Below are 24844 nucleotides of genomic sequence, written 5' to 3' on the forward strand. Positions count from 1 at the left end.
TTCCCGCTTAGGAGAGCTCCTCTTGATTTTTGTCAGAACCACCGAGCAGAAGTGAAAGGATGGCAACGCCAGCGGTCACCGAGTTCACGGCCGGCCATGCACCTATTTTCTTGGCTAGCGGATGGGACGCACCGAAGCCACCGAGGTAGGCGCTGATCAAGGCGATGGCTTTTGTCGTTCCAGCGTCTTTCTTCCATAGCAGGAAGGCACCGGTACCAGCTGCGCCGAGCACTACAGCGGCTAGCGGACGCTTCTTGGTGGCGCGACCGGTTGCGTATCCGCCCAGCAGGCCGGTGACGGCCAGAGCGGTTGAAGCGATGCGAGACATGGGACTCCTTCAGAGATATTGCGAAGTATTTCTCTTTGCAGACTATGCCCAGCACCTGTGATGTTTCCAAGAAAATCGGGACATGTACTCACCAGTCGCAGGGGAAGCAATGGAGCTTGCAAGAATGAGTACTACCGAAGGCCACTAAGGAGACAAGCATGAATCTGGATATTGCCCAGGCTTGGGAGCGGCTCTCGCAGCCGGTGAACGTGGCTTTGACACAGTGGCAGTGGTTGATCGTCGCGCTCGTGATTCTGCTGTTGGTGGTGCCGCGGCCGATGTGGCGCATTACCGGGTTGTACAGCACCCTGGTTCATGAGCTCGGCCATATCGTTGCGGCCCTGTTCACCGGAAGATACGTTGCCGGGTTGCGGTTGGGGTGGGACCATTCGGGCGAAGTGCGCAGTGTTGGCCGAGGCAAGCTCTCTGTGATCATCTCGGGGGTCTTCGGATATCCAGCGCCATTGTGGGTTTCAGCCGTGATGTTCTGGGGGATTGCTTCTGGCTATGCCGGGCGGGCACTAGGGATTTATGCGTTGCTGTTCCTCGTTGCACTGATCTTTGTGCGCAACTGGCCAGCATTTGTTGTTTGCACTATCAGCGCAGTAGTTGCGTTGTCGGTGGTTTTCTATGCACCTGTCGAGGCGTACCTCTACCTTGCTTTACTCATTGCCGGTTTCTTGCTGCTGGCCGGTCTGAAAGATTTCGTGAAGCTGCTTTCGGTGCACATCTGGCGGCGTCGGGATCTCGCGCAGTCCGACGCGTATTTGATCGCAGAGGCGACCGGAACCTTTGCTACGTTGTGGCTCTTGGCGATTAGTTCCTTGGGCGCGGGCGGTCTGCTGTGGGCAATGCTGAGCTTATTTAGACTCTTCTGAGTTCCTGCGTAGAACGCGTTTGCCGTTCAACCGACCAGCAGTCCACGCTGCCACGGCGACCAGCCCCATTGGAAGCAGTTTGGTCTTTCGCTTTGGCCCTGAAACAGGGTCCATCTCCATATCTTCGAGCGGATCCCCGCCGTGGTTGATGCGGATTTCCTGCGCTTGGACAAGATCCTTATATGCTGCCAATTCCTGCTTGGGAATCAAAGCGTCGTCGCGTAGTGGGAGCAGAACATCATCGACCGCCTGGGCACCGGTACGCAGCTGGCGCAAACGGATGAATTCAATATCGACCGATGCACCAAGGAGCAACGCGATATTACTGATCCAGCAAGCCAAAACAAGGATAATCACGCCACCGATGGTTCCATAGGTAGCCGAGTAACTGGCGAACTGTGAGACATAAATACCGAATCCAAAGACCGACAGCCCCAGGATTACCAAAGCCGTCAGGGTGCCAGGTGAAAACCAGCGGAATTTCCTAGGTTTGACGTTGGGAGTGAAGTAATACAGCAACGCTAGAACCAGCAACAGCATGATGAGCAGGATCGGTGGTTTCGCGATGTTGAGCATGAGAACGAAACCGTCACCCAAACCAAAAATGTTGCCGATTCCTCGTGCCACAGAGCCAGAAGCCAGCACGAGCACTAAGGTGACGACGGCAACGAGCATGATCAGCACGGTAATCAGGAACATCTGTGGGCGGCGCTTCCACTGCGGGCGGCCTTCGGGGGCACCATATAGCCGGTTCAGTGCGCGGCTAAATGCAGTGACGTATCCAGAAGTGCTCCACAGGGCACCGAGCGAACCAGCGAGAATTGTCCAGAACGTTCCGCCAGCTTGAGAGGCCAAGCCTTCGAGCAATTGTTCGGCAGTGTCGAGCAGCTGTTGCGAGTCGCCACCGGACGATTGTCCGCTTGCGCCAAGGCTTTGCTCGAGCAACTCCATAATCCACTTGGTGCCGCTTTCGCTGGCGCCGGCCAATGCCAGAAGCGAGATCAAAGCCAGCAAACCGGGGAACATGGCAAGAACCATGAAATAGGAAAGGGAAGCCGCTACATCTAGTCCGTCGTTGCGAAAGAATTCCCGCAATGCTCGGGGATAACAGTTCAGAGATTCCTTGAAGCGGTCTTTGGTCTTGCCGTTTTGATTTGGCATTGAGTTCCCCTGTCTGACTGATGAAATCAAACCTACAGCCCTGGCTTTATGAAACACATTACCGAAGGACAATTCAGTTGACAGGGTGTGTGAACCTTGCGGTGTGTTCATCGTCGGGAAAATTCTGGAACGGTGGTTGCGCCATGGAACTTCTCGCCCGAAAATATCGCTCAGATGCTCTGGAAAACTTTGTCTCCAAAGCGCGAACTCGGGACTTATAGGGAGCGCAAAGGCATCCTCAAAGGAGCTGAATACAGCCCGTGAGTGGATTGAAAGCTATATCACAAAGTTCTGACCATTATCCACTTTTGAAAAGTAACATTTTTGCTACTTGATGTGGGGGTGAGGGCGGATTCGGGGACTGATTTAAAAATTTTTTCCGACCGATTGACCTGTGTTTACGGGGTTTCTGGGCGTTCCCTGAGTTGCGAGGGGGCTGGGGTGGTGGGTTATGGTCTTTCATAACGTTTCGATAACACTCGCAGTGTTATGGGGAAACAGGTACTGCCGGGACTTCCAAACCGCTCACCAGGGCAGTATTTAATCAAAGTCGAAATGCGACGCTGAGCGGTGCACGAAGATGGTCTAGGAAGACTTGAGCGCGGGAAGAGCACTGGAGAATCATGATCCAGCAGAAGACCAAAAACTTGATCCGTCGCGGTGGAGCCTCGCTGGCCGCCGTTGCAGTTGCCGGCACCGCAATCGTGGCCGCTTCCGCACCAGCAAACGCTGCAAGCACCTGGGACAAACTGGCTCAGTGCGAGTCCGGTGGTAACTGGTCAATCAACACCGGCAATGGCTACTACGGTGGCCTGCAGTTCTCGCTGGCTACCTGGAAGGGCTTTGGCGGTTCGGGCATGCCACACCAGGCATCGAAGGCAGAGCAGATTCGCATTGCAACCAAGGTCCAGGCCTCTCAGGGCTGGGGCGCATGGCCAGCATGTACTGCGAAGCTGGGCATTAGCGGTTCCCCTTCGGGCTCCTCGACTCCGCAGAAGCAAGCTCCTAAGCAGCAGGCCGCTCCGCAGCAGGCAGCACCAAAGCAGGCTGCACCTAAGCAGCAGGCCGCTCCAAAGCAGCAGGCTCCTGTCCAGAAGCAGGCTCCAAAGCAGCAGGCAGCTCCTAAGCATGCTGCTCCAGCACCAAAGGCGCCAGTGTTCAACATTGACGTAACCGATTCGGGCAAGGACTACACCGTCAAGTCGGGCGATACCCTGGCCAAGATTGCTGACCAGCTTGGTGTCAAGGACTGGCGTGGCCTGTTCGTCTTGAATGATGACCAGCTGGCCAACCCAGACTTGATCATGGTTGGACAGACTCTGAACGTTCCATCGAACTAATTTCGCAGAGCGTCAGGAAACCCGCAGTGCTTCAAATTGAAGCACCGCGGGTTTCCTGCTCTTAAAAGCTGCCTATATATAGGTGAGATCTTCACGGTAGTAGGCTTGGCGCATGTTCTCAGCAGATGATGAGCGCCAGTCAGTAGAGAGCATCCTGGGAACTGGGTTCTATGATCACCAGTTGCTCGGGATGGGGGATCTCGACTCCGTATCCGGCCCACCAGTTTGGTGGGGCGGTCCGTTGAACGTGGAGAGGCTCGCCGCCGGCTCGGTGAGCTTGGTTTGCGCGGCGCTCGACGCCCTGGCTGGCGCGGAGCTAAAACTAGCTTCATCGACTCCAAGCATCGGTGCTGCCTTCGGATCCTCAAGCCACCTGCGCATTGAGGGGCAGAGGACGCAGGGCTTCGCGCAATATTCGGGATTCTATCGGTGCATGGATGGCTGGATCAGAACCCACGCCAATTATCCTCATCATGAGCGCGCACTTCTAACAGCGTTGGGCATGGCTTCAGGATCCGGGGTCGAGGATGTGCTCGGGCATCTTGGTGCCAGGGAAGCCCAGGAACGTATTGTTTCGGCCGGTGGTATCGCCGCTGTGGTCCGATCCCGTCAACAGTGGCTCAATTCAGCAGAGGGCAGTGAGTCCGGCCGTGGGCCTTGGGCGCAATTCAGCTTGCGTGAGGCAAGTTCAACGTCGTCGTGGGCATATGGACAGCGGACAGAGATGCCGCTTCAAGGACTGAAAATCTTAGACCTTACCCGAGTGATCGCAGGGCCGACTGCAAGCAGAACACTTGCCGCCTTCGGGGCGCAGGTTTTGCGCTTGGACGCACCCCAGCTTCCGGAGCTTGCTTGGCAGCATGTGGATACCGGCTTCGGCAAGCGCAGTACGCTCCTGGATTTGAAAAGCGCACCCGGGCAAGCACGGCTCCATGAGCTGCTGGGAGAAGCCGACGCGCTGATCTTGGGGTATCGGCCGGGTGCGCTGGCCCGTGCAGGGCTTGGGCTGGATGAATTGCGTGAACGGTACCCGGATTTGATCGTGGCTGAACTAAGCGCATGGGGCTTCGAAGGCCCGTGGGCACAGCGGCGCGGGTTCGACAGCATTGTGCAGGCCGCAACCGGTATTTCGCAGGCTTGCAGTGATGCCGGGCATCGCCCCGGTGCTCTTCCCGTGCAGGCGCTTGACCATGCCACTGGGTATGGGCTGGCCGCGGCGGTCATTGCCTTGGTGCGTGCACGTCGTGTCCAACGGCAAACTGGTTCGGTGCGCTTCTCTCTAGCGCGCACAGCCGATGCCCTGTTCGCCTTTGACGCTCCGCACCCGCCCGTGCAGTCCTTGGGCGAGGTGCAGCTGCGGCGGATGAGCAGTTCCTATGGCGAACTTGAATACGTCGGTCCACCGTTCAGCGTTGCTGGTCGAGCGCTGGACTTTGCCAAGCCGCCGCCGGTGTATGGACAAGATGAGCCAGTCTGGAACTAGCTGTCCAGAAGCGAACGGGCAAACGCCGATGCTGGTTCTTGCAGGGCCTCGGATAATGCCATGAAGCGCTCGCGGCTTTCCGCGCCGGGCCACTGTGACGGCAGCATGAACTCGGGCAACCCGGGATCCAGGTAGGGCAGGGCCCGCCATGAGTCGATCATGGTGACGTAGCCCCGGTAGGCGTTGGGCGGGGCGATGTCCTGGGCATCCACGGCTGCGGTATTTTCCAGGAACGCTTTATGCAGCGCGGCGAGGCGCTGGAGATCCCACCATGCTCCGGCAGCCTGTTGCGGCGTCCCCGGGAAATGCGGTTGCTGAGCGGTAAAAAGCGTCGCATGGTCCCTGGCACCCAGGGCGCTGAGCACCGCTGTTACTTCTGCTCGCAGGTACTCCGGGAAAATCCAGAGCCCGGCTGCGGCCATGCCTCCGCCCAGCTGCAAGAAATGCTTGCGTATTTGATGGCGCAGGGAACGCAAGGTCTCGGGCAGCGAATAGGCCACCAGGCACCACGGGTCGGTTCCTGACATTTGCCGCGGGGTGAATATTCTTCGGGCCCCACGCTCGAACATCTGCTGCGCTGCGTGTGGAACGTGCAAGCTGGAAGCCTGCGAGGCTTCCAGCACCTGGCGATCGATCAGCCGCGAGATCGCCGTTTGCGCGGCTGGGACCGAAACTCCGGCGGCATGAGCCAGCTCCACGATCTGGGTACGGGCCACGCCAGCTGCCTCATGTCGTACATAGAGACCGGTAATCGTGCGGATAATCGAGGTCGCACTTCCGGTGCGGGCCTCGAAATCATCGAGGCTCAGTGCCGAGAGGGAAGTATTACTTGCCAATTTCAGTACGCACCGCGAACAACTCGGGGAAGAAGGTCAGGTCCAGGGCGCGCTTGAGGAAATCGACGCCCGAAGAGCCTCCGGTGCCTCGCTTGAAGCCAATGGTGCGCTGCACAACGCGCATGTGGCGGAAACGCCAGGCCTGGAAGTTATCCTCGACGTCCACCAAGTCCTCGCAGGCCTGGTAGAAGCCCCAGCGGGTGTCCTCGGATTCGTAGATGTCCTTGAATACCGGGACCAGCGCTTCTTGGAATGCCCATGGCTTGGTCACGTCGCGGGAGAGCACTTCTTCGGGTATGGCGTAGCCGTGGCGGGCCAACGCGGCGAGGAAGACGTCGTACAGTCCTGGCTCGTGAAGCAACTTGGTCAGTACCTCGTGGGCCTTTGGGTCTGCTTCGTGGACCTTGAGCATGCCTTCGTGCTTGTTGCCCAGAATGAATTCGACGGCGCGGTACTGGAAGGACTGGAATCCGGAAGAAGAGCCGAGGAAGTCGCGGAACTGCGCATATTCGCGAGGGGTCAATGTTGCCAGTACGGACCACTGTTCGGTGAGGGTCTTTTGGATGTGCTTGACACGAGCAAGGCATTTCAGTGCCTTGCCGAAATCGTCGACCTCCAGCAGGCGGCGGGCCTCCAGGAGTTCGTGGAGCATGAGCTTCAGCCACAGTTCGCTGGTCTGGTGCTGGATGATGAACAGCATTTCATCGTGATGCTCGGGAACGCTGACCGGGTGCTGTGCTGACAGGATGCGATCCAGGTCGAGGTAACTGCCGTAGGACATGGTGTTTTTGAAATCCGTGCGGACACCGTCTTCAATGTCGCGCTGATTCTCGGTCTGTGGCTGGTGATTGCTCATAGGCAGAGAATATCAATAAAGTTGCGACCGTCATAATAGTGAAAATCTGTTCTGGGGCTCGGAATCCAGCTGAGGGCCGGTGTTGGGAATACCCTCAGTGCCACCGCTGTTGATACATGCATACGCATATAAACAGTGAAGGGTAGAAGCAATGGGCAATTCAATAGTTGTCATCAGCGGCGGCTTGGGCACTCCATCGAGTTCCTCGCTGCTGGGCTCGCGAATCGGGCAGGATATTGCTGATCAGCTTGCGTCAGCCGGGGTGCAAACTCACGTGCGCAATGTTGAACTTCGCGAGCACGCCAGCGACATTACCAACAACATGCTCACCGGATTCGCCGCACCGGGCCTGCAGGACGTCATCGATGCAGTGACAGAAGCAGACGTGCTGGTTGCCGTGACCCCGGTGTTCACGGCCTCGGTCTCCGGCCTGTTCAAGTCTTTCCTTGATGTCTTGGACCCTAAATCCCTGAGCGGCAAGCCGGTGGTGCTGGCCGCCACGGCAGGAACCCAGCGTCATCAGCTGGCTATCGACTACGCCATGCGCCCGATCTTCTCCTACCTCCGGGCGCACATCATGCCGACAACCATATTTGCCGCGTCCGAAGATTTCGGTGGCCAAGGGCTCTCCGGAACGCTCTCGGATCGCGCTCGCCGGGTTGCGCGGGAAGTTGTTCTGGCACTGTCACTGAGCGACGGGACCTCATCGACTGGCACGCAATTGAGCGATACTCGTTCCACTGCCCCCTCGGTGAGTGAATTTGCTGATCCAGACGATGAGCTCAGCTCACTGCCGTTTGAATCCCTGCTTGCAAACCTCAAATCCGGCTCCTGAGACACCCTTGTTTCGACTGCCTGATCCCACCGCCTGCAGTTCGGACCTGCCGCAGGCGGTGGGATCAGTTTTGATGCACTGTGCAAACTGGCAGCCCCTTCATAAGTAGGCGAAAATGTTAGTACGATGTGCCATCATTCTCGAAGCTCGGTACGATCAAGAACCGTGAGCCAGGTCATTTCTTCGAGATTGTGACAGCTCCAAAAGGTTTGAATTAAGAAGCGAAAGGTGTAGCCGCCGATGCTATCCGAGGAAACAATCACGGCCATTGCCGATGAGCTGGTCCAAGCTGGCCAGACGCGCACGCCCGTGCCACGTCTGACTGCCCGTTACCCAGAAATGACGGTTGAAGATTCCTATCGAGTTCAGAATCTGTGGCGCCAGCGCTCCGAAGCCGCCGGCCGTGAGTTGGTTGGCCGCAAGATCGGTCTGACCTCCCGAGCCATGCAGATGGCTACCGGAATCACCGAGCCGGACTACGGAATCATCTTCGATGACATGGTCTACGATTCCGGAGCAAAGCTGAAGTGGGAAGACTTCACCGGTGCACGAGTCGAGATGGAACTGGCATTCAAGCTCAAGAAGGACATCGAAGGTCCACGAGCGAACATCTTCGACGTACTCGAAGCTACTGAATATGTCATCCCAGCGCTGGAAATTCTTGATGCCCGGGTGGAGATGGAAGGCCGCACCATTGTGGACACCATCAGCGACAACGCAGCCATGGGCGCCATGGTGATTGGCGGCAATCCGGTCAAGCCGGAAAATATTGACCTGCGCTGGGTCTCGGGCATCTTGTTCAAGAACCAGACTGTTGAAGAAACCGGCGTCGCAGCCGGTGTGCTGAACCATCCGGCCGCAGGCGTCTACTGGCTGGCCAACAAGATTGCCCCGCACGGAGACAAGCTTAAAGCCGGAGAAATCATCTTGGCTGGCTCCTTCACCCGCCCTATGTGGGTCAACGCAGGAGACACCGTTTTTGCTGATTACGGACCGCTAGGAACTGTCACATGTCATTTCGAGTAGAACCAGATTCATCGCTGAAAGACGCGCTCAAGGACGCGGACCACTCGTTGGCCGGCGTCTGGGTGTGCTCCGCTTCGCCGCTGATTGCTGAAATCTGCGCGGGCGCGGGATTCGACTGGCTGTTCATCGACGCCGAGCATTCGCCCAACGATCTGCAAAATGTCCTGGCCCAGCTGCAAGCGGTACGCAGCTACCCAGTAGTTCCTGTGGTCCGCCCGGCGGTCAACGACCCGGTGCTCATCAAGCAGTACCTGGATCTGGGCGTGCAATCGCTGATCATCCCGATGGTCAATGACGCCCAGCAAGCCGCCGCCGCGGTAGCCGCCTGCCAGTACCCGCCTAAGGGCGTGCGCGGCGTCGGGTCGGCACTGGCTCGCTCAGCTCGTTGGAACCGCATTCCCGAGTACCTGACCCGTGCTGATGAAACCATTACCATCATGGTGCAGATCGAAGCGGATGAAGCAGTACGCAACGTTGAGGAAATCGTTGCCACGCCAGGCGTGGATGGAATCTTCATCGGGCCTTCGGACCTGGCTGCTTCCATGGGAGTCATTGGCCAGCAGAGCCACCCAGATGTGGTCGCTGCCGTGCTCAAGTCCATCAACGCTGCCAAGGCCGCTGGCAAGTATGCCGGGGTTAACGCCTTCGACCAGAATGGCGCCCGCGAATACATGGACGCCGGCGCGGACTACGTCGGCGTAGGAGCCGATGTGGCGCTGTTGGCCCGTGCCACCGAAGCACTGGCTGCAAGCTTCAGCTCCGAAGCCCAAAGCAAGGCCCCGGAGAGCTACTAGCACCGGTGTTCTAGGCAACCCTTCAGCTCATCATTGCGCGTCGATCGAGGTCGGTCGGCGCCAATGATGGCAACATTGAAGTTGATGAGCCGCGAAAAGAAACCCATGAAGACAGTGATGTTGCGCCTGCGCAACGGCTGGCCGATGCCCCTGGCGTTGCAGGGGGTCTTCGAGATCCTGCAATCAGTGGTCTTCTGCCTTGCCCTGATCGCCCTGCCATTGATTGCCGTCTACTTCAGCGGCGGGTTCCTCGAAGACTCATTTGAGACCATTTTGCAGTTCGCCGGATTCGTCTGGCTGCTCATCCACGGGGTGCCCGTGGAGATCTTGAACCTCGGCCCCGAAGCTGACCCCAGCTCGGTGACCGGATGGGCCACGCTGATCCCACTGGGACTATCGCTGTTGCCTTTCCTCTTCTGCCTGCGGGCAGGACGCCGCATCGCTCGCGCTTCCTACACCGACCAGCTGTGGCAGGGGTTGCTTGGCGCATTCGTAGCCTATGGCGCCATCGGCACCGGTATCGGGTTCTTGGCGAATAATGCTTACGCGCAGGTCAATATCCTCGCCGCGGCATTCATCCCGTTGATCATTGCCCTGGTGGGCCTGATTATCGGCGCTCGACGCGAGGCGGGGTCCTGGGCCCGGCTTTTCGGAGTCGATACCGCCGCATATATCCAGCGAGTTTCACCGCACCGCCGCTGGGCAGGCTCCTACGTGTGGCATGTAATCGTTGCCGGATTCCTCGGATATGTGGCCGCCGTGGGAATCTCCGGATTGCTGCTGACCATTAACCTCGGCGTGCATTGGACAGATGTCGCCAACGTATCGCAGGAATTGCGTCCGGGCCCCATCGGTTCCGCGACGTTGACCCTGGTGCAGCTGTCCTATGTCCCTAATGCGGTGTTCTGGGTCTTGTCATGGATCAGCGGCGGCGGTTTCAGCATTGGCACCGGCAGCACCCTATCCACCTTGGAAACCACCGTCGGCCCGCTCCCATCGATTCCAATGCTCGCTTCGCTGCCTTCAGGGGAAGTGGCGCATCAGTGGCTCTTCCTGCTGATTCCGGTGGCTGCAGGCATCGTGGCCGGCTGGTACTTCCTGCGCGTGGGCGAGAACCACCTCGAAGACTGGTTCGCCCGCCGCATTCCATTCAATTCTCTGTCGCTGGCCGCCTCGACCGCATGCTTGGCAGTGTTTACGGGCATCGTCACCGGACTGCTGAGCCTGATTGGCTCCTGGATGTCCTCTGGCTCCCTTGCCATCGGCCGACTGGTGGAGATCGGCCCTAATATGTGGGCGACCGCAGGTGCCCTGGCCCTGCAAATCGGCGTGGGCACCGCGATCGGCTACTTGATTGCACCGCTGTTCGAGACCGACCCGGTACTCGAAGGCTAGCGTCGCGCCAGCAAACTCCTAGGTCAGGCTGGCCAGAACCAGCGGATCGGCTTCGGAACGATTGATGGTGATCGTGCCAAGTTCCTTGGCCGTTGCTTCTTCCATCACCAGCAGCACCGCATCGTTCTCGGAGATTACCTGGATGTCTTCAGCCTTGATATCCGGGTGCTCAGCGCGAAGCCCGGTCATCGAGTTCTCCACGGTCACAGAACTGATGCCGCCAGGCAGCAGATAGGTGACGACCTCCAGGCTGTTCTCTCCGCCATCGACTTTAAGCGGAACACCGTTCTCCACCACGTAGTCCATGGTCGGGCAGGTGGTGCCAGCGATTTCAAAATCGCCATCTTCCTGTTCCGGTTTCGGTATGGTCACCATGCACAGCTGGCCCTCGTTGCCTACAGCAACATAGTGCTTGCCGAAATCTGAAGTGGCCAACAAGTGGCGGGTTTGCGCGTCGTAGGAGTCGGTGTCTTCAAAACCTTCTGGAAGCTTGTCGCCATCGCTCTGCGTTTGCGCCAGAAGCGGCAGGAATTCTTCAGCCGAAGGAACGGGAAGAGAAGATTCTTCGGTCTGCGGAGCGCTAGCCGAACACGCGTTCAAGGACAGGAGTCCAGTGAGAGTCAATGCCGCAATTTTTCCCAGATGTGCCTTTGGCATCACTGCCTGGCTCCTTACATAGAACTGTTGTGAACGTACGCCAAGAAGTCTAGCCAAAGGCCGGACCACCTTCCATTTAGCCAAATTGCTTGTGTCGAAGGCGATTAGCTGGTTTCTGCCGTCAGATCCCACAGGTGATGGACGATGTCATGCCAGGCATACTGATTCAACGTCTCTACGGTGAATGCGGCACCGTTTGAGCGCAGCCCGCGACGGGAATACTGCGTGGGATCGATCGCTGAGAGTTTCGCGGCGTATTGGGTGGCGCCTTCGCGCAAGCGTTCGGCGACTTCACCAGCCGTCAAAGAATTGTAATTGCCTTCATCAGCGGCCTGATCCTGATCCCAGTTGGGGAAGGTCGGGTCGTCTTGTTCCAGCATCAGGCTAAAGCGCCCCACCATGACTTGCAGCATTTCGGCTACGTGGGCAACATACTCCTGATCACTCCAACGGGCAGGGTTCGTACGGGTCTGCGCATCGGGGCGGGCCAGGACCTGGATGTAGCGGTCGACATATGCCGGCAGGTGGCCGATGACATCGGATAGGCTGATATTTCGCACGTCGTAGGCGCACTGCTGGCACACAGTTTCCAGGACAACGGTCCAGTTCTTCTGGTCAGGAACTATCTGGCTCATCAAAGACCTCCAAGTCGAATCGCCGATATGAAGCCCAGTCTATGACTGAAGCTGTGCAGCGGTGCGCGAATATGACATCTGCACTCAAAGTGCGTGCAACATTGCCACCGCGATGAAGCGCAAGCCCCGGAGAACCGTAGAATTGAACGCATGCGCATTGTGGTTTTGGTTTCAGGCACCGGTTCTAATCTCCAAGCAGTTATTGACGCAGTGGCCCAAGGGCAGCTGCAAGACGTTGAGATCGCGGCGGTCGGTGCAGATAAGCACGACACCTACGGTGTGCAGCGTTCTGCCGAAGCTGGCATTGAGACCTTTGTCGTGAACTTCAAGGACTTTGCTGACCGCGGAGATTGGAATCATGCACTGACCGAAAAGTGCCTGTCCTACGCCCCGGACTATGTTGTTTCCTCGGGCTTCATGCGCATTGTCGGTGAAGAATTCATCAACGCATTTGATGGCACCTACATCAACACCCACCCTGCGCTGCTTCCGTCCTTCCCCGGCGCCCACGGAGTGCGTGATGCCCTGGCCTATGGCGTGAAAGTTACCGGCTGTACTGTGCACATTGCCGATGCCGGTGTTGATACCGGTCCCATCCTGCGCCAGGAAGCGGTCGCCATCGAGGCAGATGACACCGAAGAGAGCCTGCACGAGCGCATCAAGATCGTTGAACGCCGCCTGCTCATCGCGACCCTGGCTGATTTGGCCCAAGGAAAATAATTCAATGCCCACGACGTAAAATTGGTGGGGAGATGACTGAGAAAACACCGTCGCCTGAACTGGCGGCTGAATCCGAACTTTTTTCCGAGGCGGAACTAGCCACGACGCTGAAGGTCCTGTCGGTGGTGCACCAGCTGGATTCCGAGGATGAACGGCATATTGCCGTACGCCGGGCGACCAGCAACATGTTCAAGGCCGCCAAGCGCTACCGCAAGTCTCAAAAGCGCGCTGAGATCAGTGCCGCTGACCGGTCCGTGATTGAACGGACCGCAACCGGTTCGCCGCAGCGGCTCGATGATGAAACGCTCGGCCTGGACCTGAGCACTTCAACCGAAGGCGAAAGCGCTGGCGAATTCCGCAAGCCCCGTGGCTGCTACATCTGCAAAAAGCGCTACACCACCGTAGATGCCTTCCACCATTACCTTTGCCCGGAGTGCGCTGCCGAGGGACGTGAACGCCGCGACGCCCGTGCAGATCTGCGTGGCAAGCGCGCATTGCTGACCGGCGGACGAGCCAAAATTGGCATGCATATCGCCCTTCGCTTGCTACGCGACGGCGCACACACCACGATCACCACTCGTTTCCCCAAGGATGCAGCCCGGCGCTTCACTGCGCTGGAAGACAGCGCCGAATGGATTCACCGACTTCGCATTGTCGGAATCGATCTGCGTGATCCTGCCCAGGTCATTGACCTAGCGGACAAAATGGCCGCAGCCGGCCCGCTGGATATCCTGATCAATAATGCGGCACAGACTGTGCGCCGCAGCGCGAACTCCTACCAGCACTTGATCGAATCCGAACAGCAACCACTGCCAGCTGAACTGTTGTCCCGCAGCGAGGGGCTGGAGCTGTGGGGAGAAGCAAACCCACCGGCTGAACACCCCAGGGCACTGGCCAGTGCCTTCCAGCTCCAAGACTCCGCGCTCCTGGCCTCACCGGCCGAAAGAAGCTATGACGCGCAGCAACTGGCTGAGCTTGCCATGACGGCTGGATCAGCCAGCATGGAACGTATTGCCCAAGGACGGGCCATCGATGCCGGAGGGCTGGTGCCGGATGTTGTTTCTGAAAATTCCTGGACCCAGAGACTCGGTGACGTCGATGCCTTGGAGATGCTGGAAGTTCAGCTGTGCAACGTGACTGCGCCATTCTTGCTGGCCTCGCGGCTGCGCCCGGCCCTGGCCGCCAGCAAGGCGCGGCGCAAGTACATCGTGAACGTCTCGGCAATGGAAGGTCAATTCTCCCGCCGCTACAAGGGCGCCGGGCATCCGCACACCAACATGGCCAAGGCTTCGCTGAATATGCTGACCCGCACCAGCGCAGAGGAAATGCTGAACAGCGACCGTATCCTGATGACTGCCGTGGACACCGGCTGGATCACCGACGAACGTCCCCATGAAGCGAAGATCCGAAAAGTCGCCGCAGGATGGCATGCCCCGCTGGATTTGATTGATGGGGCAGCCCGCGTGTACCAGCCGATCGTGGACGGGGAGCGCGGCATCGATTTGTACGGGTGCTTCCTCAAGGACTACGAACCATCACCCTGGTAGGAAGACGCATGGACTCTGCGCTGAATTCATTGCCGCAGAGCTCTTGTGCCTAGCGGCGTTGCAGCTGCAGAACAAGGCACGGATTCCTGGGAATCAATACCCTGGCCAAAAAATGGAACCGGGCCGGCGCGCGAAAAAGCGTGCCGGCCCGGTTCCCCACTTTTGAATTACTTCGCCAACGTGAAACGCAAGGTGCGCACCTCGAAAGCGCCCAGTTTCAACGGCACAGCACCGTCGTCAAGCTCAACGCTTTGCCCAGCCAGCTCATCTTCCAGCAGGCTGACGGTCGCTGCCGAGCCGAGCTGTGCATTGACCATCAGGCTGCCGTGTGCGCGGCGTCCCAAGGACTCGTAGACGCGCACCACCAGATCGCCGGAGCGGTCCGCGGCCAGCTTCACGCTGGAAATGACCAGGCCTTCACCGGAGAGCGAAACCAGCGGGTCTACACCCTGCGCGCCTTCGATGACCCGCTCGGCGCTGTTGAGCAGCGCACCGGCTTCGGTAGCCGCGGCCACGTCCGCGCCGATGACCAGGCCGTAGCGGTGGGTCTGCACCCCTTGGTCGGTTTCTGGATCCGGGAAGCGCGGGGCGCGCAGCAAAGACAGGCGCATTGTCGTGGTGACCTGTGCATCCTTGGCGTCACGGGTGACATCGAAGCCGTAGATGGAATCATTGATCAGCGCAGCGCCGAAGCCCGGTTCCTCAGCCAGTACGAACCGGTGCATCGAGGTCTCGAACTTCGCCGCTTCCCAACTGGTATTCACATGTGTCACGCGCTTGTGATAGCCGAACTGGGTTTCTGCAATCGCATGCTCAGCGCGGATATCCAGCGGGAAGGCGACCTTGAGGAACTTCTCGGTCTCATGCCAGTCGGTGCTCTGCGAGATCTGCACGGTGCGCGAGCCCGGAGACAGCGACAGTTCCTGAACCAGCGTGGAGTTCGAGAAGCTGCGGGCAATGGTGATCACCTGGCTGCCATCCTCGCGTGCGGACAGCTCCAGACTCTCGAGGCCACGCAGGTCGGTGACCTGGTTGCGGTAGTACTTGTCCACATCCCAGGCATCCCACATGTTCGGGAAGTCCTGGTGCAGCTGCAGCAGGTTTGCTTCCTGGCCTGCGGCGATGGTTTCACGGCCGGTAGCCAGGTCCACGGCGGAGGTGATCAGGCCCTGGGCATTGACCCTCACGCGGACAACCGAGTTATCCAGTACGTAGCCGCCATCGGCGGCAATCGCCTGCACTGCGGTGCCAGAAGGTGCCTGGACCGGCTTGGCCTGGCCGAAGGCCAATGCATTGCGGGTGAACGCAGCGCCATTGAAGGCAATCGGGGTGGAACCTGCACCGGCCAACTGCTGCTGGGCAGCGAGGATCAGCGCCTGCGCCTGCTCGATGATCTGGGCGTAGCGGGCCACGACTTCGCGGTGCACCCAGGCAATGGAGGTGCCCGGCAGGATGTCGTGGAACTGGTGCAACAGCACGGTTTCCCACAGCTCATCAAGCTGCTCGTACGGGTACGCTGCCCCGGCGTACACGGACGCGGTGGCAGCCCACAGCTCGGCTTCGACCAGCAGCTGCTCGGTGCGGCGGTTGCCCGCCTTGGTCTGGTGCTGGCTGGTCAAGGTGGCGCGGTGCAGCTCCAGGTAGAGCTCGCCCACCCAAACCGGCGGGTTAGGCAGTTCGGACTTGGCCCGGTCGAAGAAGTCGTTCGGGTGCTCCCAGCGGACCTTCGCGCTGCCTTCCAGATCGGCCAGGCGCTTGGCCTTGCCGGTTATCTCGCGGGTGGTGCCGCCGCCGCCATCTCCCCAGCCCACCGGGGCGATGGAGTTGTTGGTGACTCTGGCTTCGCGGAATTGGCGTGCGGCCTTGGCGACCTCTTCACCCGAGAGCTGGGAGTTGTAGGTATCCATCGACGGGAAGTGGCTGAACATGCGCGAGCCGTCGATGCCCTCCCAATCAAAGGTGTGGTGCGGGAACTTGTTCTGCTGGTTCCAGGAGATCTTCTGGGTGAAGAACCATTCGAATCCGGCACGGCGCATCAGCTGCGGCAGTGCAGGGGAGTAGCCGAAGGAATCGGGCAGCCAGACACCCTTGGAGGTGATGCCGAATTCGTCGCGGAAGAATTTCTGGCCGTATAGGAATTGGCGGACCAGGGATTCACCCGAAGGCATCACGGTGTCCGATTCCACCCACATGCCGCCCAAAGGCAGGAAGCGCTCTTCTGCGACGGCCGTCTTCACCCGGTCCCAGACCTCGGGGCGGTGGGTCTTGAGCCACTTGTACTGCTGGGCGCTGGACATGCCGTAGAGGAAGTCCTCTTCGTCGCCCAGCAGTTCCACCATGGAAGAGCAGGTGCGCGAGACCTTGCGGATGGTTTCACGCAGCGGCCACAGCCAGGCCGAGTCGATGTGCGAGTGGCCGATGGCGGAAATTTGGTGGGCGCTGTGCTCAGCCGGTGCGGCCAGCACGCCGGCCAGCTGATCGCGGGCAGCCTGTGCTGTCTCGGTAATGCGCTGCAGGTCAAGCACGTCCAAGGCATTGTCCATGGCCTGCAGGATCTGCATCTTGCGTGGGCCGGCTGGCAGCTGTTCTTGCAGATCCAGCAGGACGTCCAGATCCAGTGACAGTTCGTGGACCGCTGGCTCGAAGACGGCCAAGTCCATGCGCCGGGTGGTGTACAGGCGGCGCGAGGATGAGGTGAGGATATCGCCCTGCTCGGTGGGCAGGAACGGATGGTAGTCGAGCAGGACCGGGTTGGAAGCAGCCTCCAGATACAAGTCGATGACTTCGTCGCCGGTGGCTTCGGCGGCAATCGGCACCCACTGGTTGCGCGGGTTGATGGCCTTGATGGTGATGCCATCGGGACGGTAGACCAGGCCCTCGCATTGGAAGCCGGTCATATTCACATCGAAGCCCAGGTCGATGACCGCTTCGACGCGGCGTCCGGCCCATTGGGCGGGAACTCGACCCTGCAGATGGAACCACGTGGTGCCCCACGCAACACCCCATGCGGTGCCAACCTGCGTTGGCTGGTAGTCCAGGGCAAGGCCTTCTGCCGGAGTGATCGGTTCGCCTGGCAATTCATGCCACGACAGCTCCAATGGCATGGTTTCCGAATATATCGCTGGAAGAATACGTTCGGTCAGAACGCGGCGGACGCGTCCGATAGTCAACGAATTGTCGTCGTGCATGAAGGCCTTCCGGTTGTGCGCTCAGCAGAAATTGAGCTCCCTAGCCAGACTACCGAAATATCTCACGCTGAGTTGGTGCAACTCGCGATCCAGCGATCAATGGCGTACTCAAGATGCGCCATCTTCGCCACCGGTAACGTCCTCGGTGAGGACATCGCGCACGAAGTCGCCGCCGAGCGGTTTCGGGTTCCATCGATCCAAGCTCCATTTTCCGCCGATGCCCAGCTCCAATAATGCGCCGCCGGTGTTTTCGATGAACAGCTCTGAGGCATCGGCGGGCGCCATCTTGGTGGCCCACGCGCTGAAGACGCGAATGGCCGCACCATGGCTGAACACCGCTGCGGTGCCGGAATAGTCCTGGGCCCGGGCGATGGTTTCCAGCGCCTTGGAATAGCGTTCAATGAAGTCATAACCGCTGGGACCACCGGGCATCTTCTGCTCCCAGTCGCCGTGCATCCAGGTGTACAAGCACGTGGCGTAGGCATGGTGGGATGGCTCATCGGCAAGCATCTCCAAGGTCCCAGCGGAAATCTCTTCGAGGCCGTCAATCACCTGCAGGCGCTGGCCGGAGGATTCGCTCAGTGGCCGGGCGGTGAGCTGGGTACGGTTCAGCCTCGAAGCATAGATGGATTGCAGCTGGCCCTCGGCGAAAACCTGGGGCAGGGCCCTGGCCTGGCGATGCCCCAGGGGAGTCAGCCCTGCACCCGGATAGGCGGTATCGAGCTGCCCTGCGACATTCGAAGGGGTTTGTCCATGCCTGATGAGCTGAAAACGCATAGTAGGGTGCTTCCTTCGCCTTGAACGCTGCTGATTTCAGAAATATCACGGTTTCAAGTGATGCGGAATGAGCAGGGGCCGGAGAAGACGCAGAAACTTTTGATCTGGAATGGTAATTTCCGCTTCGTCAGGGCAGGGGCCGTCCGCTATCGTGAAGTCGTTGGGTCGCAAGACGCGCCTCGAAATATCCTTCAGAACGGAATCCGCTCATGCGTTCAGATGCTCTTCGGCGACGTGAGAACATTCTTCGAGTCGCTCGTGAATTATTTGCTGAGCATGGTGCTCAGATTGCGATGGAGACTATCGCCGAGGCCAGCGGCGTAGGCATTGGCACCCTCTACCGCAACTTCGCCGACCGGACTTCGCTGGTTGAAGAAGTCACCCTGGGCACGCTCAAGGATGTTCAAATTGCTTCCCAGCTTGCCGTTGAAGGTCTCGAAGCGGATGACACCGGAGCGTGGGATGTACTTCTTGATACGCTGATCCATCAGAATCTTGGAGCGCTGAGTGAAGCGCTGGGGCTGCAACTGCCAAAGAAAATCAGCGCTCGGGTACTGGAGGTCCAGGCCTCGGCTGCCCTATCGCTCAACGCCGCCTTGGAGCTGGCCAAGAACGCGGATCTGGTCCGCCAGGACATCTCTGGAATAGACCTGATTGCCACCATCGGTGCCATGACACGTCCGCTCTCGCGGTCTTTCAGCAAGAGTGCTCCGGGGCTGGAAGAACGAATCGTGCAGATCATGCGCGATGGGTTGCGTCCGCAAGCTGCGCAGCAATAGCGGCTCAGTCCAACCTCATGCCGCGGGTTTCCGGCGCGAAGCGGGACATGAAGAGCACGGCAAGCAGCACCAGCACGGTCGCGCCGGCAAACAGCCAGCCCAGCCCCACGACCGGCCACAGGGCGGCGAAGAGCAGTGGCCCGAAACCTGCAGCAAAGCGCGACATGGTTGAAGCCCAGCCGAAACCGCTAGCCCGCAATTCGGTGGGGTACAGCTCGGAAACATAGGCGTAGAGCACCGGGATGGCCATCTGGACCACCACGCCAAAGACCAGCACCCAGGCGATAGCAGTCGCCGGAACCTGCAGATTCTGGGCTACGACAATGAGCACGATGCCGGAGATCGGGGCGGAGATCGCAAGCAGCCATTTGCGGCCTACGCGTTCCACCAGCAAGGCGGCAATGACCACGCCCACCAGCCCCATCAGCGCCATGACCGCGGTGGCGAAGAATGAGGTGGACTGGGCCATTCCGGCCTCGGTCAAAATCGATGGCAACCAGGTCAGTGCCAAGTAGTAGACCAGCAAGATGGTCATGAACAGCAGCCAGCTGGTGGCGGTGATCTTCCACGAGTACTTCCACAGCGACGCGACCTGCTCCCACCAGCGCGGAGCCTTGGGCAGCTGAACGGGTTCAATGACGTAGTCGCGCTTGTCTGCTCCGGTGCGTTCCACGAGCTGGTCGATAACCGCCCGGGCTTCGGCATCCCGGCCCTTGGCTGCCAGGAACAGCGGGGATTCGGGCATTGAACGCCGGACCAGGTACACCATGAATGCAGGCAGGATCATGACCGCCAGGATCAAGCGCCAATTATCGGCGGTGGCCATCACCCAACCCGAAACGAAGAACGAGAGGGCCGCGCCTACCGGCCACCAGCCGTCCATGGCCGTGAGCACTCGTCCACGCAGCTTTGAAGGGGTGAATTCGCCGACCAGTGCGTAGTCCACCGGGATGCACCCGCCCAGGCCGACCCCGGCCAGGAAGCGGAAAGCGACGAAGAAGCCGAAGTTGGGGGACAATGCGCCCAGGATGGTGAACAGCGAGAACATCAGGAGTGTCAGGCTGAAAGCGTTCTTCCGCCCGTACCTGTCCGCGATCCCGCCCCAAAGGAACGCACCCAGGGCCATGCCCACCAGGTTGGAGGTGCCCAGCAACGCCGCGGTGGGACGATCAAGTCCCCACTGCTCGGCGACCAGCGGGATCAAAGCGCCGTTGAGCGTCACGTCCCAGGCATCGAACATGAACCCAAGGCCGCCAATGATGAAAATGGTGCCTTGCACCTTCCATTTGAATGGCAGCTCTTGCACGATCGAGGTGCCAGAAGGCAGGGGCGCAGAAGACACGATGGTGCACCTTTCGGTGTGCGAGCAGAAATGGTTTGTACCGCGTGAAGCATAGCCGAAAACTTTGCTGCACCAGTAGCGCTGTACGCTTCTTTGCTTCTCGCGTCAAGGCCTGTTGTTAGTGCGGACAAGGGGGTAATCTCTGGACATGGGAGTAGATTGGACCGCTCTCGAAGAGGCTATACGGGTGACTGCCCTTCGACACGCCGCGGAAGTGATAGCTGGACACCCGGACCAGGATTTCTATGCCATTGCCTTGCATGGGGTCAGTACCGAAGAAAGCGAAAGCATTGGGATGCCGTTGCTGGCGTTGAACTCCGTGCAGGCCCTGGAACGCGACCGGCTCTCCGAATCCCGCGAACAGCTGGTGGAGCGCGGCGAAGACGCCGATGAGCCTGCTGACTACGAGGATCGCCCGGATGCCGAAGGCGAGGGAGGCCTCGAACCAGAAGCCGTCACATTGGAAGCAGATTCCATGGTCATCACGGAAACCGATGACGAGGATGAAGAATCCTTTGACGATGAAAGCGCAGATGGCGAAGACCTGGACGAGGTCTTGGCGTCCTTGGAAGCGGATCTGGAAGAAGGCGACGCGGAAAGCTTCTATTCAGACAAGTGGGAACCAAGTGATTGGCACTGGTCATCCATTGATTTATGCGAGGATCCCGCGGCGACGCTGTGGTCTGAAGCGATGACCAAGCAAGCTGCCCGCGAGGGGTGGGAGCCGACCGTCAAGCGCTACTATCACACCTTGGTTGCGGTCGCGCGTTCCTTGCGCGAAGAATTGAATGAACGTACCAAAGCGGATCTGGTGGTCTACGTGGCAGATGAGGAGCATGCCGAGAAGCTGCTCCAGCTTTGCCTCACTGACAAGCAGCTGTCCACGTACTTCCCGCAGCTTTCTTCATTGCCCGAAGGGGCCTGACACGAACTGAATGTCCGGCGCCATCCTTGGTTAGAATGAAGGCGGTGGCCAATGCGCTGCCCGCCCCATTCATTCTCACCGCCGGGAGAAAAATTTCGTGAGTAAGACCGTGCTGGACAAAGTCGCTATCCGTCGCGCACTGATTTCCGTCTACGACAAGACCGGTTTGGAGGAGCTGGCCGCTGGCCTGCACGCCGCAGGCGTGCAGCTGGTATCCACCGGCTCCACAGCCAAGAAGATCGCTGCCGCTGGAATTCCCGTGACCGAGGTCGAGCAGGTGACTGGCTCCCCGGAAATGCTCGATGGCCGCGTCAAGACCCTGCACCCGCGCATCCACGGCGGAATCCTTGCAGACCGCCGCGCCACCGAGCACATGGACACCCTCTCCTCGATGGAAATCGATCAGATCGACCTGGTGGTCGTAAACCTCTACCCATTCGTGCAGACCGTTGCCTCGGGCGCATCCCAGGATGAAGTTGTGGAGCAGATCGATATCGGCGGCCCGGCCATGGTCCGCTCGGCAGCGAAGAACCACGCGGCCGTGTCCATCGTGGTTGACCCGGGTTTCTACCCGCAGGTGATTTCCGCAGCCGCCGAGGGCGGCTTCGACTTGAAGACCCGCCAGCGCCTGGCAGCCAAGGCCTATGCCCACACCGCAGCCTACGACACCGCAGTTGCTTCGTGGACCGCAAGCCAGTTCCTGGATGAGGACGGCGACGGCGTCATCGACTGGCCAGCCTACGCTGGCGTGGCCCTGCAGCGTTCCAACGTGCTGCGCTACGGCGAGAACCCGCACCAGCAGGCCGCCCTGTACGTGGATGAAGCGGCCCCGGCCGGCATCGCCCAGGCTGACCAGCTGCACGGCAAGCCAATGAGCTACAACAACTACGTGGACGCAGATGCCGCACTGCGTGCAGCATTCGATTTCGAGAAGCCAGCGGTCGCAGTGGTCAAGCATGCCAACCCTTGCGGTGTGGCAGTGGCCTCCGATGATGCTGCTGATCCGATCGCCGACGCGCACCGCAAGGCCCACGCGACCGACCCGGTGTCCGCATTCGGCGGCGTTATTGCCGCAAACCGCACGGTAACCAAGGAAATGGCCGAAACCGTCAAGGGCATCTTCACCGAGGTCGTCATCGCCCCGGACTTCGAAGACGAGGCAGTGCAGATCCTCTCGGCCAAGAAGAACATCCGCCTGCTGGCACTGCCAGAAGGCTACGGACGCAACAAGAACGAGTTCCGCCAGGTCACCGGCGGCATGCTGGTCCAGGTAGGCGACAAGATCGATGCACAGGGCGATAACCCGGCTAACTGGACCCTGGCTGCAGGCGAAGCCGCCGACGCCGCAACCTTGGCTGACCTTCAGTTCGCGTGGAGCGCGGTTCGCGCCGCGAAGTCCAACGCGATCCTGCTGGCGAAGGACGGTGCAGCAGTTGGCATCGGCATGGGCCAGGTCAACCGCATCGACTCATGCAAGCTGGCTGTAGAGCGTGCCAACACCCTCGGCGTGAAGGTCGAGTCCGGAGCGGATGCTGCCGGTGGCGCGGAGAACGCCGACTCGGCTGCTTCCGAGCAGCGCGCCCAGGGGGCAGTTGCTTCCTCAGATGCGTTCTTCCCCTTCGCTGACGGTCTGCAGATCCTGATCGATGCCGGCGTGAAGGCTGTTGTGCAGCCTGGCGGCTCGGTGCGCGATGAGGAAGTCATCGCAGCTGCGAACGAAGCTGGCATCACCATGTACTTCACCGGTGCACGCCACTTCTTCCACTAGTTCTCTGAGCTAGCCAGCGGCCGTGGTGCCAGCGTTTTTCGCTGGGACCGCGGCTGCTGCTTTTAAGCAGGAATTCGGGAATTGCCGGGGCAGCTGGCCCGGGAGGGGCATGACGAAGATTTTTCCCAAAAAATTTTTCAGATGCCCAGCCCTTGAGAAAACTGCAGGTATCGACTTGTCAGGGCGTAGCACCAAAACGAATAAATAGGTGTCCCGGTGAGCGAGGCGCACCAAGGGCAGACAAATTGTTCAACAACATCTTGCCAAGTTTGTTCAACAACCTGTAATGTCATGTGGGTTACATTGATTCTGTGACGGTTGTCACCACTATCGCATTGGAACGTCATCATGGCACTTCCTGAGTCAACATCCCAAAGCAGCAAGGCGCGGCGCACAGCGCTTCTAGGTGCCATGTTCCTGATGGCTACCAGCGCCATCGGCCCCGGCTTCATCACCCAGACTACCGAGTTCACGGTAAAGATCGGCGCGGCCTTTGCCTTCGCCATCGTGGTCTCCATCCTCGTGGACATCGCTGTCCAGCTCAACGTCTGGCGCGTCATCGGCGTCAGCGGCATGCGCGCCCAGGAACTGGGCAACAAGGTCCTGCCCGGCATCGGCTGGGTACTGGCCGCGCTCGTGTTCATTGGCGGCATGGTCTTCAATATCGGCAACATCGCCGGTACCGGCCTTGGCCTGAACGCCATGCTCGGACTGGATGCCAAGATCGGTGGCGCGCTCTCCGCCGTCGTGGCAATCCTGATCTTCCTCTCCAAGAAGGCCGGAATGGCACTGGACCGCATCGTTGTGATGCTCGGTGCCATCATGATCCTGCTGATGCTCTATGTAGCGATTGTCGCCGCGCCTCCGGTAGGAGATGCGATCCGCAACGTGGTGCTGCCAGAGAAGATCGACTTCCTGATCATCACCACCTTGATCGGCGGCACTGTCGGCGGCTACATCACCTACGCCGGCGCGCACCGCATGATCGATTCGGGCACCTCCGGCGTCGAGCACGTCAAATCGATTTCCAACATCTCCACCCTGGCGATCATCGTCACCGGTGTCATGCGAGTGCTGCTGTTCCTGGCGATCCTCGGCGTCGTCGCCGGCGGTGTCGCATTGACCAGCGACAACAAAGCCGCTGAAGCGTTCGGCCACGCTGCAGGACCAATCGGCATCCGCGCCTTCGGCGTGATCCTCTGGGCCGCTGCATTGACCAGCGTCATCGGCGCCGCCTACACCTCGGTTTCCTTCATCACCAAGCGCACCACCCCGGAGCGCACCCGCAACCTGATCACCGTGGCGTTCATCCTGGTCTGCGGCATCATCTTCATGTTCCTGGGCAAGGCCCCAGCGACCCTGCTGATCTTCGCCGGCGCGTTTAACGGCCTGATCCTTCCGGTCGGCTTCGCCGTGCTGCTCTGGGTTGCCTGGCGCCGCCGCGACCTGCTCAATGGGTACAAGTACCCGAAGGGCCTGCTGGTCATCGGCGCACTGACCTGGGTCCTGAGCGTATACCTGGGCTGGAACTCACTGTCGGGTCTGGCCGCACTCTGGAACGGCTAGGGAAAGAA

At 59.6% G+C, this 24844-nt stretch carries 22 protein-coding genes; 13 read left to right on the top strand and 9 right to left on the bottom strand.

The genetic code is table 11. The features are described from left to right. Positions 1-7 precede the first annotated feature (7 nt). Positions 8-328: a hypothetical protein gene (locus AB4Y71_RS14950; RefSeq protein ID WP_417366654.1), complete on the bottom strand. Its 321-nt coding sequence runs from the start codon at positions 326-328 to the stop codon at positions 8-10. A 158-nt stretch (positions 329-486) separates the two neighbouring features. Between AB4Y71_RS14950 and AB4Y71_RS14955 the strand changes: the two genes are divergently transcribed. Next, a complete protein-coding gene (locus AB4Y71_RS14955; protein WP_134780687.1) occupies positions 487-1206 on the top strand; it encodes a M50 family metallopeptidase in 720 nt (239 codons plus the stop codon). Here the strand turns inward: AB4Y71_RS14955 and AB4Y71_RS14960 are convergent. Further along, positions 1189-2478, bottom strand: a complete 1290-nt coding sequence (locus AB4Y71_RS14960) for a YihY/virulence factor BrkB family protein (RefSeq protein ID WP_441721514.1) — start codon at positions 2476-2478, stop codon at positions 1189-1191. The two genes, AB4Y71_RS14955 and AB4Y71_RS14960, sit on opposite strands and share 18 nt — an antisense overlap. A 512-nt stretch (positions 2479-2990) precedes the next feature. Between AB4Y71_RS14960 and AB4Y71_RS14965 the strand changes: the two genes are divergently transcribed. Next, complete coding sequence (locus AB4Y71_RS14965) at positions 2991-3707, top strand: transglycosylase family protein (RefSeq protein ID WP_441721516.1); 717 nt, start codon at positions 2991-2993, stop codon at positions 3705-3707. Between the two features lie 112 nt (positions 3708-3819). Further along, entirely contained in the window at positions 3820-5190 is a 1371-nt protein-coding gene (locus AB4Y71_RS14970) for a CoA transferase (RefSeq protein ID WP_441721518.1), read from the top strand. Here AB4Y71_RS14970 and AB4Y71_RS14975 read toward each other — a convergent pair. Both AB4Y71_RS14975 and kynA read right to left on the bottom strand, forming a co-directional pair. Beyond that, positions 5187-6026, bottom strand: coding sequence for a PaaX family transcriptional regulator (locus AB4Y71_RS14975; RefSeq protein WP_441721521.1), 840 nt, complete (start codon positions 6024-6026; stop codon positions 5187-5189). The genes AB4Y71_RS14970 and AB4Y71_RS14975 overlap by 4 nt on opposite strands. Continuing rightward, the gene (gene kynA / locus AB4Y71_RS14980; RefSeq protein WP_013347993.1) at positions 6016-6882 is read right to left on the bottom strand and encodes a tryptophan 2,3-dioxygenase; all 867 of its coding nucleotides are present in this window, start codon (positions 6880-6882) and stop codon (positions 6016-6018) included. Before kynA ends, AB4Y71_RS14975 begins: the two co-directional genes overlap by 11 nt. 151 nt (positions 6883-7033) lie before the next feature. Between kynA and AB4Y71_RS14985 the strand changes: the two genes are divergently transcribed. The 4 genes from AB4Y71_RS14985 (at position 7034) to AB4Y71_RS15000 (ending at position 10932) form a co-directional block, all read left to right on the top strand. After that, positions 7034-7717, top strand: a complete 684-nt coding sequence (locus AB4Y71_RS14985) for a CE1759 family FMN reductase (protein WP_441721524.1) — start codon at positions 7034-7036, stop codon at positions 7715-7717. 240 nt (positions 7718-7957) lie between these two features. Next, positions 7958-8743: a 2-oxo-hept-4-ene-1,7-dioate hydratase gene (gene hpaH, locus AB4Y71_RS14990; protein WP_013347995.1), complete on the top strand. Its 786-nt coding sequence runs from the start codon at positions 7958-7960 to the stop codon at positions 8741-8743. Next, entirely contained in the window at positions 8728-9537 is an 810-nt protein-coding gene (locus AB4Y71_RS14995) for an aldolase/citrate lyase family protein (RefSeq protein ID WP_441721527.1), read from the top strand. The genes hpaH and AB4Y71_RS14995 overlap by 16 nt, the downstream gene beginning before the upstream one ends. Before the next feature lie 105 nt (positions 9538-9642). Further along, complete coding sequence (locus AB4Y71_RS15000; protein ID WP_441721530.1) at positions 9643-10932, top strand: cell division protein PerM; 1290 nt, start codon at positions 9643-9645, stop codon at positions 10930-10932. An 18-nt stretch (positions 10933-10950) separates the two neighbouring features. Here the strand turns inward: AB4Y71_RS15000 and AB4Y71_RS15005 are convergent, their stop codons facing one another. Further along, positions 10951-11589, bottom strand: a complete 639-nt coding sequence (locus tag AB4Y71_RS15005; protein WP_441721533.1) for a hypothetical protein — start codon at positions 11587-11589, stop codon at positions 10951-10953. A 104-nt stretch (positions 11590-11693) separates the two neighbouring features. Next, complete coding sequence (locus AB4Y71_RS15010) at positions 11694-12224, bottom strand: DinB family protein (RefSeq protein ID WP_441721535.1); 531 nt, start codon at positions 12222-12224, stop codon at positions 11694-11696. Between the two features lie 150 nt (positions 12225-12374). On the opposite strand from AB4Y71_RS15010, the gene purN reads away from it, so the two are divergent. Both purN and AB4Y71_RS15020 read left to right on the top strand, forming a co-directional pair. Next, positions 12375-12944 carry a phosphoribosylglycinamide formyltransferase gene (gene purN, locus AB4Y71_RS15015; protein ID WP_134780697.1) on the top strand — a complete coding sequence of 190 codons (570 nt, stop codon included), beginning with the start codon at positions 12375-12377 and terminating at the stop codon, positions 12942-12944. Between the two features lie 32 nt (positions 12945-12976). Next, positions 12977-14491 (top strand): SDR family NAD(P)-dependent oxidoreductase, encoded by a 1515-nt coding sequence (locus AB4Y71_RS15020; protein WP_013348001.1) that lies wholly within the window; start codon positions 12977-12979, stop codon positions 14489-14491. 167 nt (positions 14492-14658) lie between these two features. Here the strand turns inward: AB4Y71_RS15020 and AB4Y71_RS15025 are convergent, their stop codons facing one another. After that, the gene (locus AB4Y71_RS15025; protein ID WP_441721538.1) at positions 14659-17679 is read right to left on the bottom strand and encodes an alpha-mannosidase; all 3021 of its coding nucleotides are present in this window, start codon (positions 17677-17679) and stop codon (positions 14659-14661) included. A gap of 108 nt (positions 17680-17787) precedes the next feature. After that, positions 17788-18456 (bottom strand): histidine phosphatase family protein, encoded by a 669-nt coding sequence (locus AB4Y71_RS15030; RefSeq protein ID WP_441693600.1) that lies wholly within the window; start codon positions 18454-18456, stop codon positions 17788-17790. Between the two features lie 209 nt (positions 18457-18665). Here AB4Y71_RS15030 and AB4Y71_RS15035 point away from each other — a divergent pair, with 209 nt between their 5' ends. Continuing rightward, entirely contained in the window at positions 18666-19235 is a 570-nt protein-coding gene (locus AB4Y71_RS15035) for a TetR/AcrR family transcriptional regulator (protein ID WP_013348004.1), read from the top strand. Positions 19236-19239: 4 nt separating this feature from the next. On the opposite strand, the gene AB4Y71_RS15040 is transcribed toward AB4Y71_RS15035, so the two are convergent. Then, positions 19240-20577 carry an MFS transporter gene (locus AB4Y71_RS15040; RefSeq protein ID WP_441721541.1) on the bottom strand — a complete coding sequence of 446 codons (1338 nt, stop codon included), beginning with the start codon at positions 20575-20577 and terminating at the stop codon, positions 19240-19242. Between the two features lie 187 nt (positions 20578-20764). On the opposite strand from AB4Y71_RS15040, the gene AB4Y71_RS15045 reads away from it, so the two are divergent. The 3 genes from AB4Y71_RS15045 to AB4Y71_RS15055 all read left to right on the top strand — a co-directional run bounded on the left by AB4Y71_RS15045 (position 20765) and on the right by AB4Y71_RS15055 (position 24836). Continuing rightward, entirely contained in the window at positions 20765-21502 is a 738-nt protein-coding gene (locus AB4Y71_RS15045) for a hypothetical protein (RefSeq protein ID WP_441721544.1), read from the top strand. Positions 21503-21599: 97 nt separating this feature from the next. After that, complete coding sequence (gene purH / locus AB4Y71_RS15050; protein ID WP_441721547.1) at positions 21600-23270, top strand: bifunctional phosphoribosylaminoimidazolecarboxamide formyltransferase/IMP cyclohydrolase; 1671 nt, start codon at positions 21600-21602, stop codon at positions 23268-23270. Between the two features lie 348 nt (positions 23271-23618). Beyond that, complete coding sequence (locus AB4Y71_RS15055) at positions 23619-24836, top strand: NRAMP family divalent metal transporter (protein WP_441687422.1); 1218 nt, start codon at positions 23619-23621, stop codon at positions 24834-24836. The last annotated feature ends 8 nt before the right edge of the window (positions 24837-24844 follow it).

The organism is Glutamicibacter sp. MCAF14 (genome assembly GCF_052114325.1).
Taxonomy (GTDB): Bacteria; Actinomycetota; Actinomycetes; order Actinomycetales; family Micrococcaceae; genus Glutamicibacter; species Glutamicibacter arilaitensis.

Bases quoted from the DNA above. Each gene is read 5' to 3' on its own strand.
- AB4Y71_RS14950 (WP_417366654.1), bottom strand. From the start codon at position 328: ATGTCTCGCATCGCTTCAACCGCTCTGGCCGTCACCGGCCTGCTGGGC.
- AB4Y71_RS14955 (WP_134780687.1), top strand. From the start codon at position 487: ATGAATCTGGATATTGCCCAGGCTTGGGAGCGGCTCTCGCAGCCGGTG.
- AB4Y71_RS14960 (WP_441721514.1), bottom strand. From the start codon at position 2,478: ATGAACACACCGCAAGGTTCACACACCCTGTCAACTGAATTGTCCTTC.
- AB4Y71_RS14965 (WP_441721516.1), top strand. From the start codon at position 2,991: ATGATCCAGCAGAAGACCAAAAACTTGATCCGTCGCGGTGGAGCCTCG.
- AB4Y71_RS14970 (WP_441721518.1), top strand. From the start codon at position 3,820: ATGTTCTCAGCAGATGATGAGCGCCAGTCAGTAGAGAGCATCCTGGGA.
- kynA (WP_013347993.1), bottom strand. From the start codon at position 6,882: ATGAGCAATCACCAGCCACAGACCGAGAATCAGCGCGACATTGAAGAC.
- AB4Y71_RS14985 (WP_441721524.1), top strand. From the start codon at position 7,034: ATGGGCAATTCAATAGTTGTCATCAGCGGCGGCTTGGGCACTCCATCG.
- hpaH (WP_013347995.1), top strand. From the start codon at position 7,958: ATGCTATCCGAGGAAACAATCACGGCCATTGCCGATGAGCTGGTCCAA.
- AB4Y71_RS14995 (WP_441721527.1), top strand. From the start codon at position 8,728: ATGTCATTTCGAGTAGAACCAGATTCATCGCTGAAAGACGCGCTCAAG.
- AB4Y71_RS15000 (WP_441721530.1), top strand. From the start codon at position 9,643: ATGAAGACAGTGATGTTGCGCCTGCGCAACGGCTGGCCGATGCCCCTG.
- AB4Y71_RS15005 (WP_441721533.1), bottom strand. From the start codon at position 11,589: ATGCCAAAGGCACATCTGGGAAAAATTGCGGCATTGACTCTCACTGGA.
- AB4Y71_RS15010 (WP_441721535.1), bottom strand. From the start codon at position 12,224: ATGAGCCAGATAGTTCCTGACCAGAAGAACTGGACCGTTGTCCTGGAA.
- purN (WP_134780697.1), top strand. From the start codon at position 12,375: ATGCGCATTGTGGTTTTGGTTTCAGGCACCGGTTCTAATCTCCAAGCA.
- AB4Y71_RS15020 (WP_013348001.1), top strand. From the start codon at position 12,977: ATGACTGAGAAAACACCGTCGCCTGAACTGGCGGCTGAATCCGAACTT.
- AB4Y71_RS15025 (WP_441721538.1), bottom strand. From the start codon at position 17,679: ATGCACGACGACAATTCGTTGACTATCGGACGCGTCCGCCGCGTTCTG.
- AB4Y71_RS15030 (WP_441693600.1), bottom strand. From the start codon at position 18,456: ATGCGTTTTCAGCTCATCAGGCATGGACAAACCCCTTCGAATGTCGCA.
- AB4Y71_RS15035 (WP_013348004.1), top strand. From the start codon at position 18,666: ATGCGTTCAGATGCTCTTCGGCGACGTGAGAACATTCTTCGAGTCGCT.
- AB4Y71_RS15055 (WP_441687422.1), top strand. From the start codon at position 23,619: ATGGCACTTCCTGAGTCAACATCCCAAAGCAGCAAGGCGCGGCGCACA.